At 40.3% G+C, this 13,684-nt stretch carries 13 protein-coding genes and 2 pseudogenes; 4 read left to right on the top strand and 11 right to left on the bottom strand.

Going from position 1 to position 13,684, the window contains the following annotated elements; all coding sequences use genetic code 11:
- Positions 1 to 20: 20 nt before the first annotated feature.
- Positions 21 to 623, top strand: a complete 603-nt coding sequence (gene coaE / locus ACE3PQ_RS07665; RefSeq protein ID WP_374296626.1) for a dephospho-CoA kinase — start codon at positions 21 to 23, stop codon at positions 621 to 623.
- Positions 624 to 635: 12 nt separating this feature from the next.
- Here coaE and ACE3PQ_RS07670 read toward each other — a convergent pair whose 3' ends face one another.
- The 3 genes from ACE3PQ_RS07670 to ACE3PQ_RS07680 form a co-directional block, all read right to left on the bottom strand.
- Positions 636 to 1,532 carry a DMT family transporter gene (locus ACE3PQ_RS07670; RefSeq protein ID WP_374296628.1) on the bottom strand — a complete coding sequence of 299 codons (897 nt, stop codon included), beginning with the start codon at positions 1,530 to 1,532 and terminating at the stop codon, positions 636 to 638.
- A 193-nt stretch (positions 1,533 to 1,725) separates the two neighbouring features.
- On the bottom strand, positions 1,726 to 2,475 hold the full coding sequence (rlmB, locus tag ACE3PQ_RS07675) for a 23S rRNA (guanosine(2251)-2'-O)-methyltransferase RlmB (protein ID WP_374296630.1): 750 nt from the start codon (positions 2,473 to 2,475) through the stop codon (positions 1,726 to 1,728).
- Between the two features lie 129 nt (positions 2,476 to 2,604).
- The gene (locus ACE3PQ_RS07680; RefSeq protein WP_374296632.1) at positions 2,605 to 2,931 is read right to left on the bottom strand and encodes a pyrimidine/purine nucleoside phosphorylase; all 327 of its coding nucleotides are present in this window, start codon (positions 2,929 to 2,931) and stop codon (positions 2,605 to 2,607) included.
- Between the two features lie 275 nt (positions 2,932 to 3,206).
- Between ACE3PQ_RS07680 and ACE3PQ_RS07685 the strand changes: the two genes are divergently transcribed.
- The 3 genes and pseudogenes from ACE3PQ_RS07685 to ACE3PQ_RS07695 form a co-directional block, all read left to right on the top strand.
- A complete protein-coding gene (locus tag ACE3PQ_RS07685; RefSeq protein WP_374296634.1) occupies positions 3,207 to 4,076 on the top strand; it encodes a lysophospholipid acyltransferase family protein in 870 nt (289 codons plus the stop codon).
- A gap of 60 nt (positions 4,077 to 4,136) precedes the next feature.
- Entirely contained in the window at positions 4,137 to 5,126 is a 990-nt protein-coding gene (gene galE / locus ACE3PQ_RS07690) for a UDP-glucose 4-epimerase GalE (protein ID WP_374296636.1), read from the top strand.
- 33 nt (positions 5,127 to 5,159) lie between these two features.
- A pseudogene (locus ACE3PQ_RS07695) lies at positions 5,160 to 5,291 on the top strand (lipid A biosynthesis acyltransferase); the annotation flags it as partial.
- Here the strand turns inward: ACE3PQ_RS07695 and ACE3PQ_RS07700 are convergent.
- The 8 genes and pseudogenes from ACE3PQ_RS07700 to ACE3PQ_RS07735 all read right to left on the bottom strand — a co-directional run.
- Positions 5,288 to 6,169 carry a glycosyltransferase family 2 protein gene (locus ACE3PQ_RS07700; protein ID WP_374296638.1) on the bottom strand — a complete coding sequence of 294 codons (882 nt, stop codon included), beginning with the start codon at positions 6,167 to 6,169 and terminating at the stop codon, positions 5,288 to 5,290. The pseudogene ACE3PQ_RS07695 and the gene ACE3PQ_RS07700 overlap by 4 nt on opposite strands.
- A gap of 9 nt (positions 6,170 to 6,178) precedes the next feature.
- Complete coding sequence (locus tag ACE3PQ_RS07705) at positions 6,179 to 7,237, bottom strand: glycosyltransferase (RefSeq protein WP_374296640.1); 1,059 nt, start codon at positions 7,235 to 7,237, stop codon at positions 6,179 to 6,181.
- Positions 7,238 to 7,258: 21 nt separating this feature from the next.
- Positions 7,259 to 7,996 (bottom strand): hypothetical protein, encoded by a 738-nt coding sequence (locus tag ACE3PQ_RS07710; protein ID WP_241570263.1) that lies wholly within the window; start codon positions 7,994 to 7,996, stop codon positions 7,259 to 7,261.
- Positions 7,997 to 8,012: 16 nt separating this feature from the next.
- On the bottom strand, positions 8,013 to 9,623 hold the full coding sequence (locus ACE3PQ_RS07715; RefSeq protein WP_374296642.1) for a glycosyltransferase family 2 protein: 1,611 nt from the start codon (positions 9,621 to 9,623) through the stop codon (positions 8,013 to 8,015).
- Positions 9,624 to 9,643: 20 nt separating this feature from the next.
- A complete protein-coding gene (locus ACE3PQ_RS07720) occupies positions 9,644 to 10,432 on the bottom strand; it encodes a glycosyltransferase (protein ID WP_374296644.1) in 789 nt (262 codons plus the stop codon).
- A gap of 162 nt (positions 10,433 to 10,594) precedes the next feature.
- Positions 10,595 to 11,755, bottom strand: a complete 1,161-nt coding sequence (locus ACE3PQ_RS07725; RefSeq protein ID WP_374296646.1) for a nucleotide sugar dehydrogenase — start codon at positions 11,753 to 11,755, stop codon at positions 10,595 to 10,597.
- Positions 11,756 to 11,971: 216 nt separating this feature from the next.
- A complete protein-coding gene (locus ACE3PQ_RS07730; protein ID WP_374296648.1) occupies positions 11,972 to 12,898 on the bottom strand; it encodes a branched-chain amino acid transaminase in 927 nt (308 codons plus the stop codon).
- Between the two features lie 75 nt (positions 12,899 to 12,973).
- Positions 12,974 to 13,684, bottom strand: a pseudogene (locus ACE3PQ_RS07735) (bifunctional glutamine synthetase adenylyltransferase/deadenyltransferase); the annotation flags it as partial.

The following is a 13,684-nucleotide window of genomic DNA, read 5'->3' on the forward strand; positions in this document are numbered from 1 at the left end:
AAGATCAACGGCATGAATCAATGACTTATATTGTTGGACTCACAGGTGGTATTGGTAGCGGAAAATCTGCTGCCAGTGCATGGTTTGAGCAACAAGAGATTTTGGTTATTGATGCAGATATTGTGGCACGTGAAGTCGTTGAAGTTGGACAACCTGCGCTGATCGAAATTCAAAAGCACTTTGGCGATTGGGTACTGGATGAGCAAGGGTGTTTAAATCGAAGTGCGCTTCGTGACTATATTTTCAAGCATCCTGAAGCTCGACAGCAGTTAGAAGCTATCACCCACCCCGTGATTAGAAACTCCATCATTCAACAATTAAACCAAGCTTCAAGTCCATACGCGATATTAGCTTCGCCACTCCTCTTAGAAACTGATCAGCATTTACTGTGTCAAAGAAACTTACTCATTGATGTGCCTGTAGAACTACAACTTTTACGTGCTAGTCAGCGGGATGGTCAAAGCCGTGAACAGATTGAACGCATTATCTCTGTACAAATGCCGCGTTTAGAAAAGCAACAGCGTGCGCATGACATTGTGGATAATTCAGGTACACTTGAAGACTTGTATCAACAACTACAACCACTACATGAGCATTATCTTCAGCTCGCTACATCAATCTAGCTTCTAAAAACTTCAAGTTTGCGATGTGCTTTTAAGATGAGCAATCCACCGCCACGGTTGTAGTGCACCAATTCCAATACCAATCAACCCACAAATAATCGCAGGTGATACAGGCTCATTAAGGAGTGGAATAGCGATCACTGCAGCAATAAACGGCGCCAAAGTCACGATGCTTCCCGCTTGAAATGCACCCAAGCGTTTGATCGCTTCGATATAGCAAATCGTCGCAACAATCACCACCAGCACACCATGAAACAAGGTTTGAATCGCAATATGCAACGGCTCTACCTCAGCAAGATGCTTGGGAATAAATAGCCAATACACAGGCAAATACAAAATCGCCGACCAAATCGCCACACTGCACATCGCTTGCCATGCAGTCATATTTGATTCACGTAGCAACACAGAAAATACACCCCAACACATTGCACCAAGGACAAAAAGCACATCGCCCACTCCAAAAGGCTGGCGACTATTCATCAATAACAAATAAGTCATAGCGATCAGCGAAATCGAAATTACGCCAATACTCACCCACATGTGTCGATCAAAAGGTTGCTTGTAAATCAGCCACGCTGCCAATGCTGTACAAACAGGAATAAAACCATTTAAAAAGATTGCCGCATGTGCCGCAGGAGAAAAATAAAAACCACTATAAACCGTAACGCAATAGCCAATACCACCAACCAATGCCAAAACAATTGCTTGTTTTTTAAATAAAAATTGATAATTACGCTGATACAGCAAAATAGGCACTAAAATAGAAAATGCAAAAGCGAAACGTAATGCTGTCAAATCCCACGCCACAATACCCCACTTCGCACTCAATCTTGAAAGAATCGTAAATCCACCCCAAACACACATGGTCATTAAAACAAAGAGATAGCCTTGCAATTGCACACGATTCATCAGCGTGTCCTTGTGAAACTTCAAGTGGGAGGGAGTAGAAAAATATAATCGAAGAAATGTAATTCTGACACAAAGTAACCGAGCGAAAGTCTACATATTTGACTTAGAAGGGTTTACGTTGTAGCAAAATTAAAGTTCACTGGCTTTCTAAAACGAATTAGCCAATGATCCTATAAATCGATGCTGAAGTCTGTTAGACCTTCGCCAAACGCTGTCGACAAACTTCATATAACGCCATGCCTGTCGCCACACTGACATTCAGACTTTGCAAGTCACCTGACATTGGAATGTAAATTTTTTCATCACACTGTGCTTGATTGATCGGACGAATACCTGTGTCTTCAGCCCCCATAACGATCACTAAACGCCCTGTTAAATCAGATTGCTGAATCGGTTTCGCTGTTTCATCTAGCAAAGTCCCGACGACTTTGACATCTTGTAGCTTCATCGTGGCTAGTGTCTTTCCGAGATTCGTCACTTGAATGAACTTCACTTTCTCCGCACCACCTGCAGCGACTTTACGTGCAGTTGGGGTTAGACTTGCAGAACGGTCACGTGGAACCACCACTGCATCCACACCCATTGCCGCAGCTGTACGAATACATGCACCAAGATTATGTGGATCAGTGACTTGGTCTAAAGCCAAAATTAAGACGTCTTTTTTTTGTGTCAATAAATGCTCTAAATCATTTTCATTCAAGGTCGGCTGAGGTCGTACAGCTGCCACGACGCCTTGATGAAATGGCAATCCTGCCAATTTTTCCAAAGTATCACGGCTGGCTTTTTGCACGCTAATACCAAACGGCTCAGCCAAGGTCAGGATTTTTTTTAAACGCTGATCATCTCGCCCTTTGAGAGTGAATAAGGTCAATACGCGTTCAGGCTCCAGCTCCAGCAAGCTTTCCACAGCATGCACGCCATAATAATGTTCTGCCTTTGCCATATTTTTTTACCCATATTGACTGACTATTGAGGAATCATTTTGAAAATGACGTCTTTGAAAAAATAAAAATCCTGTAAGCAAGTTACAGGATTGATATCTAAAAGATCGATCCGATCAGCTTAGCAATGTTTAGCCTTCAAAGTGGCAAACATAGTCAACCACCACATTGGTTTCGACTTTAAATGTACTATTTGCACCAATGTAGAAAGATTGACCTGCACGGAACAACTCACTTTCTTCACTATCTGCGATCAAAACACGGCATTCGCCAGAAATAATTTCCATCCGTTCAGCGACATGCGTTTCAAAAGTAAGCGGTTGATCCGTTGGCATAATCACGCCAAGCGTCTTTCGTGTGCCATCTTCAAACTGAACCACATGGCTGACGCATTTGCCATCGAAATACACATTTGATTTTTTAATCACAGACACATGATCAAACTGTGCTGAACTCATGTAACACTCCAATACTTTAGATTTTCAGTTTGCAAATTTTCAACATGTACGACAAACACCGTTTGCCTGTCAAAATTTGTTTACTCAAAAAGACATTATCACTTATTTTTCAAACCATGCTAGTGTATATCGAGCACGTATATTGAATCAATTCCCAAAGTGCTCACTTTCAAGATAAAATACACAAATTGCTGAAAATTCAAGGCTCGTGATGCGCTGTCCGAAATTTTCTCGTTGCCACCAATACACATTTCCATTTTACGACTGATATTGCAATGCCGAATCCAAGTTTTTTAAAATTTATTCCACTTAGTCTACTTCGCGTCTTTGCAAAAACGGTTGCGTGGTTTTTATGTCAAAATGACCGCAAAGGCATGTACTGGAAAACCAAGATCAACTTGACTTTGGCTTATCCAAAGTTAGATGAAAAGCAAATCAAGCGCATGAGCAAATCGAGCGTGCAAAAACAATGTCTATCCTATGCAGAATCCGCAAAATGTTGGGCAATGCCTCCTGAGTGGAGTGTTAATCAAATCAAACAAGCACAACAATTAAATATCCTGACAGATGCTTTAGCCAATCCCAAAGGTGCGTTAATTATCACACCACATCTCGGCACATGGGAAATGATGAATGCGTGGTTACACCAATATGGCACACCAACCATCATGTATAAGCCGAGTAAGAATCAAACACTCAATCAGTTTGTACTCGATGCAAGACAACGACTGAATGGCACGCTTGTTCCGACTGATGCGAATGGTGTAAAAGCTCTCTTCAAAACATTAAAGCAAGGCGGTTTTAGCGTAATACTCCCCGATCATGTCCCACAACCCTCAGGTGGTGTCGTGGTTCCTTTTTTTGGAATCCCATGCCTAACTAGCACGCTTGCAAGTAAAATGGCGCAAAAAACTCAATGCCGCTTAGTCGGTTTAAGTTGTTTTCGCCGTGCGGATGATGAAGAAGGATTCGACGTATATTGTGACGATCTAGAAGACCCAAATCTTTATAGTCCCGATATCCATATTGCGACGACCGCTTTAAATCAAGCAATTGAACAAATGATCAATCGCTTTCCTGAAGAATATATGTGGGGATATAAGCGATTTAAAGGGTCGCCTGATCTACCCAACTTTTATTCCTAATTATAGCTTTTTCGTTTAACATTGAATAGTAAATACCCACAATCAAATCTTTGAGCAATTATGATTCTTTTGACCGGCGGACTTGGCTATATAGGCTCTCATGCAGCAACTTTGTTAGCCAAACAAGGGCTAGACTTTATTATTTTAGACAATCTATCCAACTCTAAGATTGATGTATTAACACGGTTAGAAAAAATTACAGGGAAACCAATTCAATTTATTCATGGGGATATTCGTGATCGAGCGCTTTTAGATCAATTATTTAAAAACAATCCAATTCAAGCAGTCATACATTTTGCAGGGCTGAAGGCTGTTGGCGAAAGTATGGAAAAGCCACTCGAATATTTCGACTGCAACATTCACGGCAGCATTACGCTTTTTGAGGCAATGGCTGAAGCAGGTATTCACAAGCTTGTATTTAGCTCGTCTGCTACAGTCTATGGAGAGAATGAAAACCCCGAACTTGTCGAAACCATGCCTACTGCGATGCCAACTAACAACTATGGCTACACCAAACTTGTCATTGAACAGATGCTAGAGAAACTAGCTATCGCCAACTCCAACTGGTCTATCGCTATTTTACGTTACTTCAATCCAATTGGTGCTCACCCATCAGGCTTAATTGGTGAAGATCCACAAGGCATTCCAAACAATCTGTTACCATTTGTCGCCAAAGTCGCTACGGGTGAACTTCCTATTTTAAATGTTTTTGGCGATGACTATCCAACGCCTGACGGCACTGCCATACGCGACTATATTCATGTCATGGATTTGGTTGACGGTCATATTAAAGCACTTGATTATATTCAAAATAAAAACGGGTGCTTTATTTGGAATCTCGGCACAGGAAAAGGTTCATCTGTCCTAGAAATTATTAAAAATTTTGAAAAAGTGACTGGACAAAAAGTACCCTATCAAATCGCTCCTCGCCGAGCAGGTGATATTACTGCGTGTTGGGCAAATCCTGAAAAATCTAAACGTGAATTAGGTTGGCAGGCTCAATTTAATCTTAATCAAATGATTGAAGACTTATGGCGGTGGCAGACCTAGCACAGGCGGAGCCACTTCATTAACAAATCTTAAGATTTCTTTATTACAACAACAGCACTGAACACATCTATTGAACAAATGATCAATCGCTTTCCTGAAGAATATATGTGGGGATATAAGCGGTTTAAAGGGGCACCTGAAATAGAAAAGGTATATTCTGGTTAATTCCCAAATTTTTTCAGCAATATTTTTTTCTCGACATTAAAAATAAATTGAGCCCATAAAGGTTGTTTGACAATACAGTCTTTCCAAAAATCATTTAACATTTGAATTTCACCTAATTGAATAAAATGTTTAATTACACTTGCTGAAAATTCTAATTGCTTCCAAAAAAACTTATCTCTAGCCATTAGATATCTTACCAAGTCAGCTCTTTCAGATGCAATAAACACCTTATTATCTTTATTATGCATTGTTAGCCCATTTTCTTGAAGTTCCGTATAGGTAATACCTCCTTCAAAAAACTTAAAATCAATATATTCACTTAATTTTGCAAAAAATCGCCACTCTCCACCACCTCTAACATGCATAGGAAAAAGAACTTGCTTCTCCTGCAATGGTTTTATACAAATAAAGTGTGTAGTATCTCGACGGATTGCCTTTCCAATCAAGTAATCATCGACGTAATTGTAACTTTCCTTAACTTTTTTTACTTCGGTTAAAGACCTTTCAGAGCTATGAAAAACTCTCCTAGAAACAAACCATTTATATTCTTTATTTAATAGTATAAATTGATTTGCTTTATCCAAACAATCTAAAGAAAAATAATCATCATCATCCAAAAAAATAATAAAATCCACATCTAAATTTATTAAAGCTTCAATACCTTTGTTTCTAGAAAATCCAACACCACTGTTATTTTCATTTCTTACATAAATAGTGCTTTTATAGGGTTCAAAACTATCTTGCGTATCATTGTTGGTAGAGTCATCGATAATGACATGTATCCAATTTTTATAAGTTTGATTTTGAACACTCTTTACACATCGTTTCAACAAGTCTGGCCTGTTGTATGTTGGTGTCACGATACCAAATTTGATCATTATTATTTCTCATGAATCTAATTGAATATATTTTTGTACAGCATGTTGCGGATAAAATTGCTTGTGTAAAGACACGGTTAAATCCGCTTCATTTTGTAATGTTTGACAGATCTTATCTGCTAGTCCTTCAATATCTTGAACAGCAACCAAATTCTCTTTTGCTAAGATCTCCGCAGGTCCAGAAGGACAGTCTGTACTAATGACTGCCGTGCTCAATGCTAAAGCCTCTAATATCACCAAACCCAAACCTTCAAAATCCGAAGAAACCACCATTAGCCTGGCATGTTTGATAAAAGGATAAGGATTCTTTTGAAACCCTGCAAAAATCACTTTATTTTCAATACCCAAGTCTTGTACAAGCTGTTTGGATTCATTCATCAATTCGCCAGTACCAACCAATACCAGTTTTTGAGAAACTCCTGATTGTGCATAAGCTTTGATCAAAATGTCGTGGCGTTTTTGTGGTTTAAACTTACCAACATGCACGATGTAATCTTGATGTTCAGGAACAAAATCATCAGCTGTTTCTTCAATACTTTCGACATCAATCGGATTGTAAATCGTGATGATTGGCGCATCTTGCCCAAATAGCAATTTAAAATCATCGCTCACACCTTGACTAACACCCACGCACGGCTTTGCTAAATATGTTTTTTTCAGCGTATCTAAGAATGCAAAACCCTTGAGTTGTTCCGCATATTCTTGACTTGTGGTGTTGTGAATCACCATATGCACATTCGGCAACTGGCTATGTGCAAGAATAAAATCAACAGGATAGAGGTTGGATAAAACCAAATCAGGCTCACCAACCGTTTTGCGCACGAATTTATCAAATGCCTTTGCAGCAAATTTCGCACGCATAAATTTGGGAATGGCTCTATACTTTTGATAATCAAAAAAGTGTAGTTTGATATTTTCAGGAACTGGCAAGTCTATGATGTTTTTAAAATAAACGATATGCGCCTCATGCCCTGCATCAACCAAACCTTTCGCCAACGTCAATGCAAAACGCTCTGCACCATTACCTTGCAAGGTAAAAATCGCCAATACAACTTTTTTCTTTTCCATAGTGAATGACCTTGCAGAATATTACCACCAACGTGTTTTTTCACGGGTGTGACGTGCTTTAGAGCGTGAATAAATATTATCATTTTCAGACTGTTGTAGACGGTCAAATATTTCAATCACAATCTGACCCAATTCATGTTGTCCGCATACTTTGTCTAAGCGCCAACGCATATTTCGAAGACTATCATCTGTCCCAACCGCCAACGCAGAAGTCCCATCAAATAAAGCAACTCGCTCAGTTTGAAGCTTCTGCTTTATCGCTTCATTTTCTTGATAGTGATGTTCGCACAATAAGGCTTCGGTTTCTTGTGCCTTAATGGTATTAATTAGCACCACGGCATTCATCATGATGGCTTGCAAGGTTGCATCTTGATCACAATCAATAAACGTATCACAGGCTGAAATGAGCCATCGTGTATTTAAAGACTTTAATAAAAACTGCTGTTCCGCCAACCACAAGGTTTTAAATTTCTGATAATTTTGCGTTGCATCAACATCCCGACGGATTAACACAATGAGGCTAGCATGATAATGATTCAACTCAGACTGACCAATAAATTCAGCTTTTAAGTTTTCGATATGCGCATTTAAATCTTTTTCAGAACCATAAGTGTAGGTAATCCGCTCGCCTTGAATCATATTCTGCTTGAGCTGTTCAAGCTGTTGATCACCTGCATAGACTTTCTCTGCGCCAAAACGACGTTGATGACGACTAAAAGAAAACCACTGCTCAAATTTTGATTTTTGTCTTGCAGGCATATTCCACCACGGTCAATTAATCGGATTGATCTTGTTGCGCAAACTGCCACAAAATTAAATATTTATCAAAGGTATACCACATCAAAACCACTGACGAGATGAAACCATAAGCAGTATATAAAAACGCACCACGGATTAAATATTCACGGACAAAGGAAAACCATGTACGAAATAATAAACCGATAAGGCTGACTTTCTTGTGATGCTTATGTTTATCCACCGCCCAATCATGGCTATATCGCACACGTTTGACCAAGTAATGATATAAATCTTCACTGGTAAAGTGTAGATGCAAGCCATTCATTTTGACGATTTTTGCATCTTTGGTTTCCACAGACTCATGGACTTCGAGGTCGGAATAACCAAATTGGGTTCTTGCATACAGGCGATGCTCCCAGTCACGATACCAACCTCTTAAATGTGTCGGCACCCCTGAGAAGTAATTGATCCGAGCGAGGCTAAATACCTTATCTGTCTGCACGGGTTGCACCAATAACTCAACGATTGCCTGACGCAAGTCCTGATCTAAGCGCTCATCTGCATCAAGCACCAGAACATAATCACCAGTTGCATAACTTTGTGCGATTTGGCGCTGTTTTCCAAAGCCTTGCCAATTAGTATTGGAATACCACTTTGCGCCGTACCGCTCGGCAATTTGTTGTGTAATGTCGGTACTGCCTGAGTCTAAAAGCACAATCTCATCAACAATATCATGTACAGTATCTAAACATGCGCCGAGATGTTTTGACTCATTTTTTACAATCATCACCAAAGACAAAGTACTTTGTTTTTGGGCTTTGCTAATTGGCTGTAATGTCTTAGAAAGATCAAGTGATTCTTGGAAAGCGTGTTTAGCACGATTATGTTGTAGATCATATAAAATCGCATATTTATTAAAGGTATACTGACAAAATAACAAGGAATAAATCAGTCCATAGCGACCTTGTAAAAACCGTCCATCCATCAAATATTGCTTAATAAACGCCCACAAAGGATTGGCAATGACTTTAAAGAAACTGGCTTTTTTGCCTTGCTGATGGCGATCAACTGCCCAAGCTTTAGAATATTCTAAGCGTTTTTGAATCCAGAAATATGGTGTCGGTGCAGTGTGATGATGTAAAAATCCTTTTAATTTCTTAGTGATTGCATCACCTAAAACCACAGATTCATGTACTAAATTATGATCATACTGAAAGGCTTTTGGATATAACCGCCAATGTGCTTTGACTCCCCAATACGGATTATCAATCTGTTTGCCAAAAACAAAATCTAAGCGTTTTATGCCATAGACAATATTCGAGGGTGCATCTTGAATCGCAATCAAAATACTTTGTTTGAGTTGTTCACTAACCTCTTCATCAGCATCTAAAGCGAGTATCCAATCGCCTGTTGCATGGCTTTGTGCAATTTGACGCTGTTTGCCAAAGCCTTGCCAATCGGTATTGATATACCATTTTGCTTCAAAACTTGCAGCGATCTGCTGACTGCGATCGGTACTGCCTGAATCTAAAATAATGATTTCATCGGCAATATCCATCACGCTCGGCAAGGACAATGCCAAGTTATCAGCTTCATTTTTGACGATCATCACCACGCTTAGGCGATGTGGTCTAGCTTGATGATTCATAGCTGGAGGATGATCCAAACTTATTGCCACGCTTCTTTAATCCAATCTGACGGCAACACATAACGATACCACTTACCGCCACCACCATTGATCGCATCAGGTGGGTTAATCTCGCCGTGGAAAATGATAATTTTTACGCCTTCAGGTTTTACTGGTGGCTTGAAATACGCCAGTGGAATCTTCTGCAAGCAATGGTATTTATAGCTTTTACACCACGCATCATTCCAATAGCTCAGCTTGCCTTCTTTGTACACAAACCACGAGAGGTAGGCTTGTTCATTACGGAATTTCTGACGAATCTCATCAAAGTTCTCACGAAAATACGGCAAAATCTCAGGAAATGCACCCAATTGAAAGCGATACACCGAGCTGTTTCCTGTCACTCGCCACGGACGCTTCCAATCGTGAATAATCAGAAACTCGCCTTTCTCTTGGAAAAACGCATCAATATTGTCAACAATCACCACATCCAAATCTAAAAACAGCGCATTGCCTTTGAGTCCATATAAATCAGGCTCAAAAGTCGAAAGCTTATTCCAACCACGCTCTGGGCTTCCTTCAGGTAAATCTAAAGGCGGAATCGGGAAACATTGTACATTCGGATCAATACCTTCTGTACGGTCGGTCAGACAGACCATTTTAAAGGGTATCGTGGTATGGCGCTGCACCATGTTATACAGGCGATTGACGTATTCTGCGCCGTATTTTGTGCCCCACTTCATACACAGGACGATATTTTCTTGAGCGTCTATTGGTTCTAAATCTGGTTGTAAATCATGCGTTTGATCAGATTGTTGCTGATTATCCATAACATCGCCTTGAATGAGCAAGCCAATACCCTGAAGCATTTTCAGGTAATTTATGGGACTTATCTTATCATAGACGAAAATGTCTTGTTTATTTGTTTGTACGAATTTATGCCTTTGATTGTGCTGTGATTTATAAACACTTATCCATATTCTTGAAAAGTTTTAATTTACCCCAAACAAATCACGTGTATAGATTTTTTCCATCACATCGTTAAACATCGGTGCCATACGATTGACCACGATTAAGTCATTCTGATGTTTGAATTTTTGCAGGCTTTCTTCAACACGAATCCCCATATATTCAGTCACTTTTAAGGTCGGTTCATAGATGATGACCTCTACGCCTTCTGCCGTTAACCCACGAATCACATCATGCACCGCAGACTCTCGAAAATTGTCCGAATCCGCTTTCATGGTCAGTCGATAGATACCCACGGTTTTCACTTTTTTTGCCAAAATATCATCAATGATTGCTCGTTTTCTAGTGTCATTCGAGCGAATAATTGCCGAGATCAACTCTTGAGGAATATCTTGATAATTCGCCAACAGTTGCTTGGTATCTTTAGGTAGACAGTAGCCACCATAGCCAAATGATGGATTATTATAATGCTCACCAATCCGTTGATCTAAGCCTACACCACTGATGATATCCAATGCGCTGAGACGGTTTTTCATGCAATAGGTATCGAGCTCATTAAAGAAAGCGACACGCATGGCAAGATAGGTATTGGAAAATAGCTTAATCGCTTCCGCTTCAGTCGGATTGACACATAAAATCACCGCATCTTTTTTTACCGAAGCCTTTAAATACAATTTGGCAATTTTTTCAGCCCGTTCAGACTTTTCTCCCATGATAATGCGTGAGGGAAATAAATTATCATGCAAAGCCTGTCCTTCTCGCAAAAACTCTGGAGAAAAAATCAAATTTTTCAGTTTGAGCTTTTTGGCAATGGATTGTGTATAACCCACAGGTACGGTTGATTTAATAACAATCAGCGCATCAGCATTCATTTTTATAATGTCTTCTAAAACCGTTTCAATACTTGAGGTATCAAAGTAATTGGTTTCAGGATCATAGTTGGTTGGCGTGGCGATGATGATGAGCTTGGCATGTTGATATGCTTTCTTTGCGCTTGTTGTTGCTTCAAGACTTGTTTCGAGTAAATAGTTTTGAATACAAGAGTCACTGATTGGTGAAATTTTCTGATTGATTTGTTCTACACGCTTTTTATCAATATCCAACGCTGTGACTTGATGTTGCTTAGCAAATAATAGTGCATTGGATAAGCCCACATAACCTGTGCCGACGACGGTAATTTTCATTCTATCTCTAATTTCATTGCTTTAGAGAGATACTTTATGAATCCAATATTTCGAGACGATGATGGTTTTATGATCGTTTTTTTACACTATGCTTTCACTTTTCTGACAAGCACATCAGAAGCCACACATAAAAATCGGACATAAAAATCTGGGCATAAAAAAATCAGGTATAATGCCTGATTTTTTATGTGATTTTCGTATTAAGATGCGTGGCACTTATTTTACATAAGTCAGCCAATGTGCATATTTTTCGCTGCGACCTTGTACCGCATCGAAGAAAGTCTTTTGGATTTCTGTGGTGATTGGACCACGTACGCCTTCGCCAATTTGACGATCATCATATTCACGGATTGGTGTCACTTCTGCGGCAGTCCCAGTAAAGAACGCTTCATCCGCAATATAGAATTCATCACGGGTGATACGACGCTCAACCACGTCATAGCCCAAATCTTTGGCGATGGTAATCACTGTTTGACGCGTAATCCCATCAAGCGCACCACCTGCGATATCAGGCGTATGCAATACGCCATCTTGGATCAAGAAAACATTCTCACCAGCGCCTTGACAGACATAGCCTTGTGGGTCGAGTAACATCGCTTCGTCATAACCTGAATGCACGACCTCTTGATGCGCAAGAATCGACAAGGTGTAGTTACCAGATGCTTTGGCTTTACACATCGTTGCATTTGGATGGTGATGGGTAAATGATGACGTTTTGACACGGATACCTTTTGCCATCGCCTCTTCACCGAGATACGCTCCCCAACTCCATGCTGCTACGACTGCATGAATGGTGTTATCAGTTGCTGCGATACCTAAACGCTCTGAACCAATAAAAATAATTGGACGCAAGTACGCTGAAACCAATTTATTCTCACGCATTACATCAATCTGCGCTTGCTCTAAAGTCGCTTGATCATAAGGGACTTTCATTTGATAAATTTTTGCAGAATTGAGCAAACGCTTGGTGTGTTCTTGTAAACGGAATATCGCTGTGCCATTTGGCGTTTCATAAGCACGGACACCTTCAAACACACCCATACTGTAATGCAAGGTATGGGTTAAGACGTGGGTTTTTGCCTCACGCCAGTCGATAAGTTTGCCGTCTTGCCAAATAAAACCATCACGATCAGCCAAATTCATGGCGCACACTCCAAATATCATTCATCTTTACAACGCCAATTTTCATTTTTATAAATTTGAAAATGTGACGTCAAATTACATAACGTCCAAATCCACCACGGTATTCGGATCAATTAATCTTTGCCATAACTTGCAAACGCCGAGTCGGATATCACGCCATGTTGTCGCATCGACTTGCAAAGATTGGTTCGCAAGCGCAAGACGGTGGCTCATCATTCGTTCACTGAGATAGGCTTGTGTCAATGTTTCGGCATCGACACTGGAAATACACCCTGCTTTGGCGGCATCTTGTAGAATGCGCACATTATCTGAGTAGTGGGCGAGATCTGGATTCGACCCACTCCATGCGAGCACTGCATACTGTGCCATAAATTCAATGTCAACGATACCACCTGCATCCTGTTTTAAGTGAAAAATGCCATCTTTTTGCTGATCTTTACTTGAGCCGAGATGGTCTTTCATCTTTTGGCGCATTTTGATCACTTCTTCACGGACATGCGACTCTTCACGTGGTGTGGTCAGCACTTCAAGGCGGATTGCTTCGATGCGTTGATTTAAATCACCATCGCCTGCAATGGTTCGAGCACGTACCAAGGCTTGGTGTTCCCACAGCCAGGCACTGTGTTTTTGATAATGTTCAAAGGCTTTTAGACTGCTCACTAATAGTCCTGCATCACCATTTGGACGTAAGCGACTATCGACTTCATACACTCGACCATCTAAGGTTTGTGTGGTCATTAAAGACAGGAATTTCTGCGCCACTCGCATGGCGAACTCAAGCCCTGA

The organism is Acinetobacter sp. (genome assembly GCF_041911495.1).
Taxonomy (GTDB): domain Bacteria; phylum Pseudomonadota; class Gammaproteobacteria; order Pseudomonadales; family Moraxellaceae; genus Acinetobacter.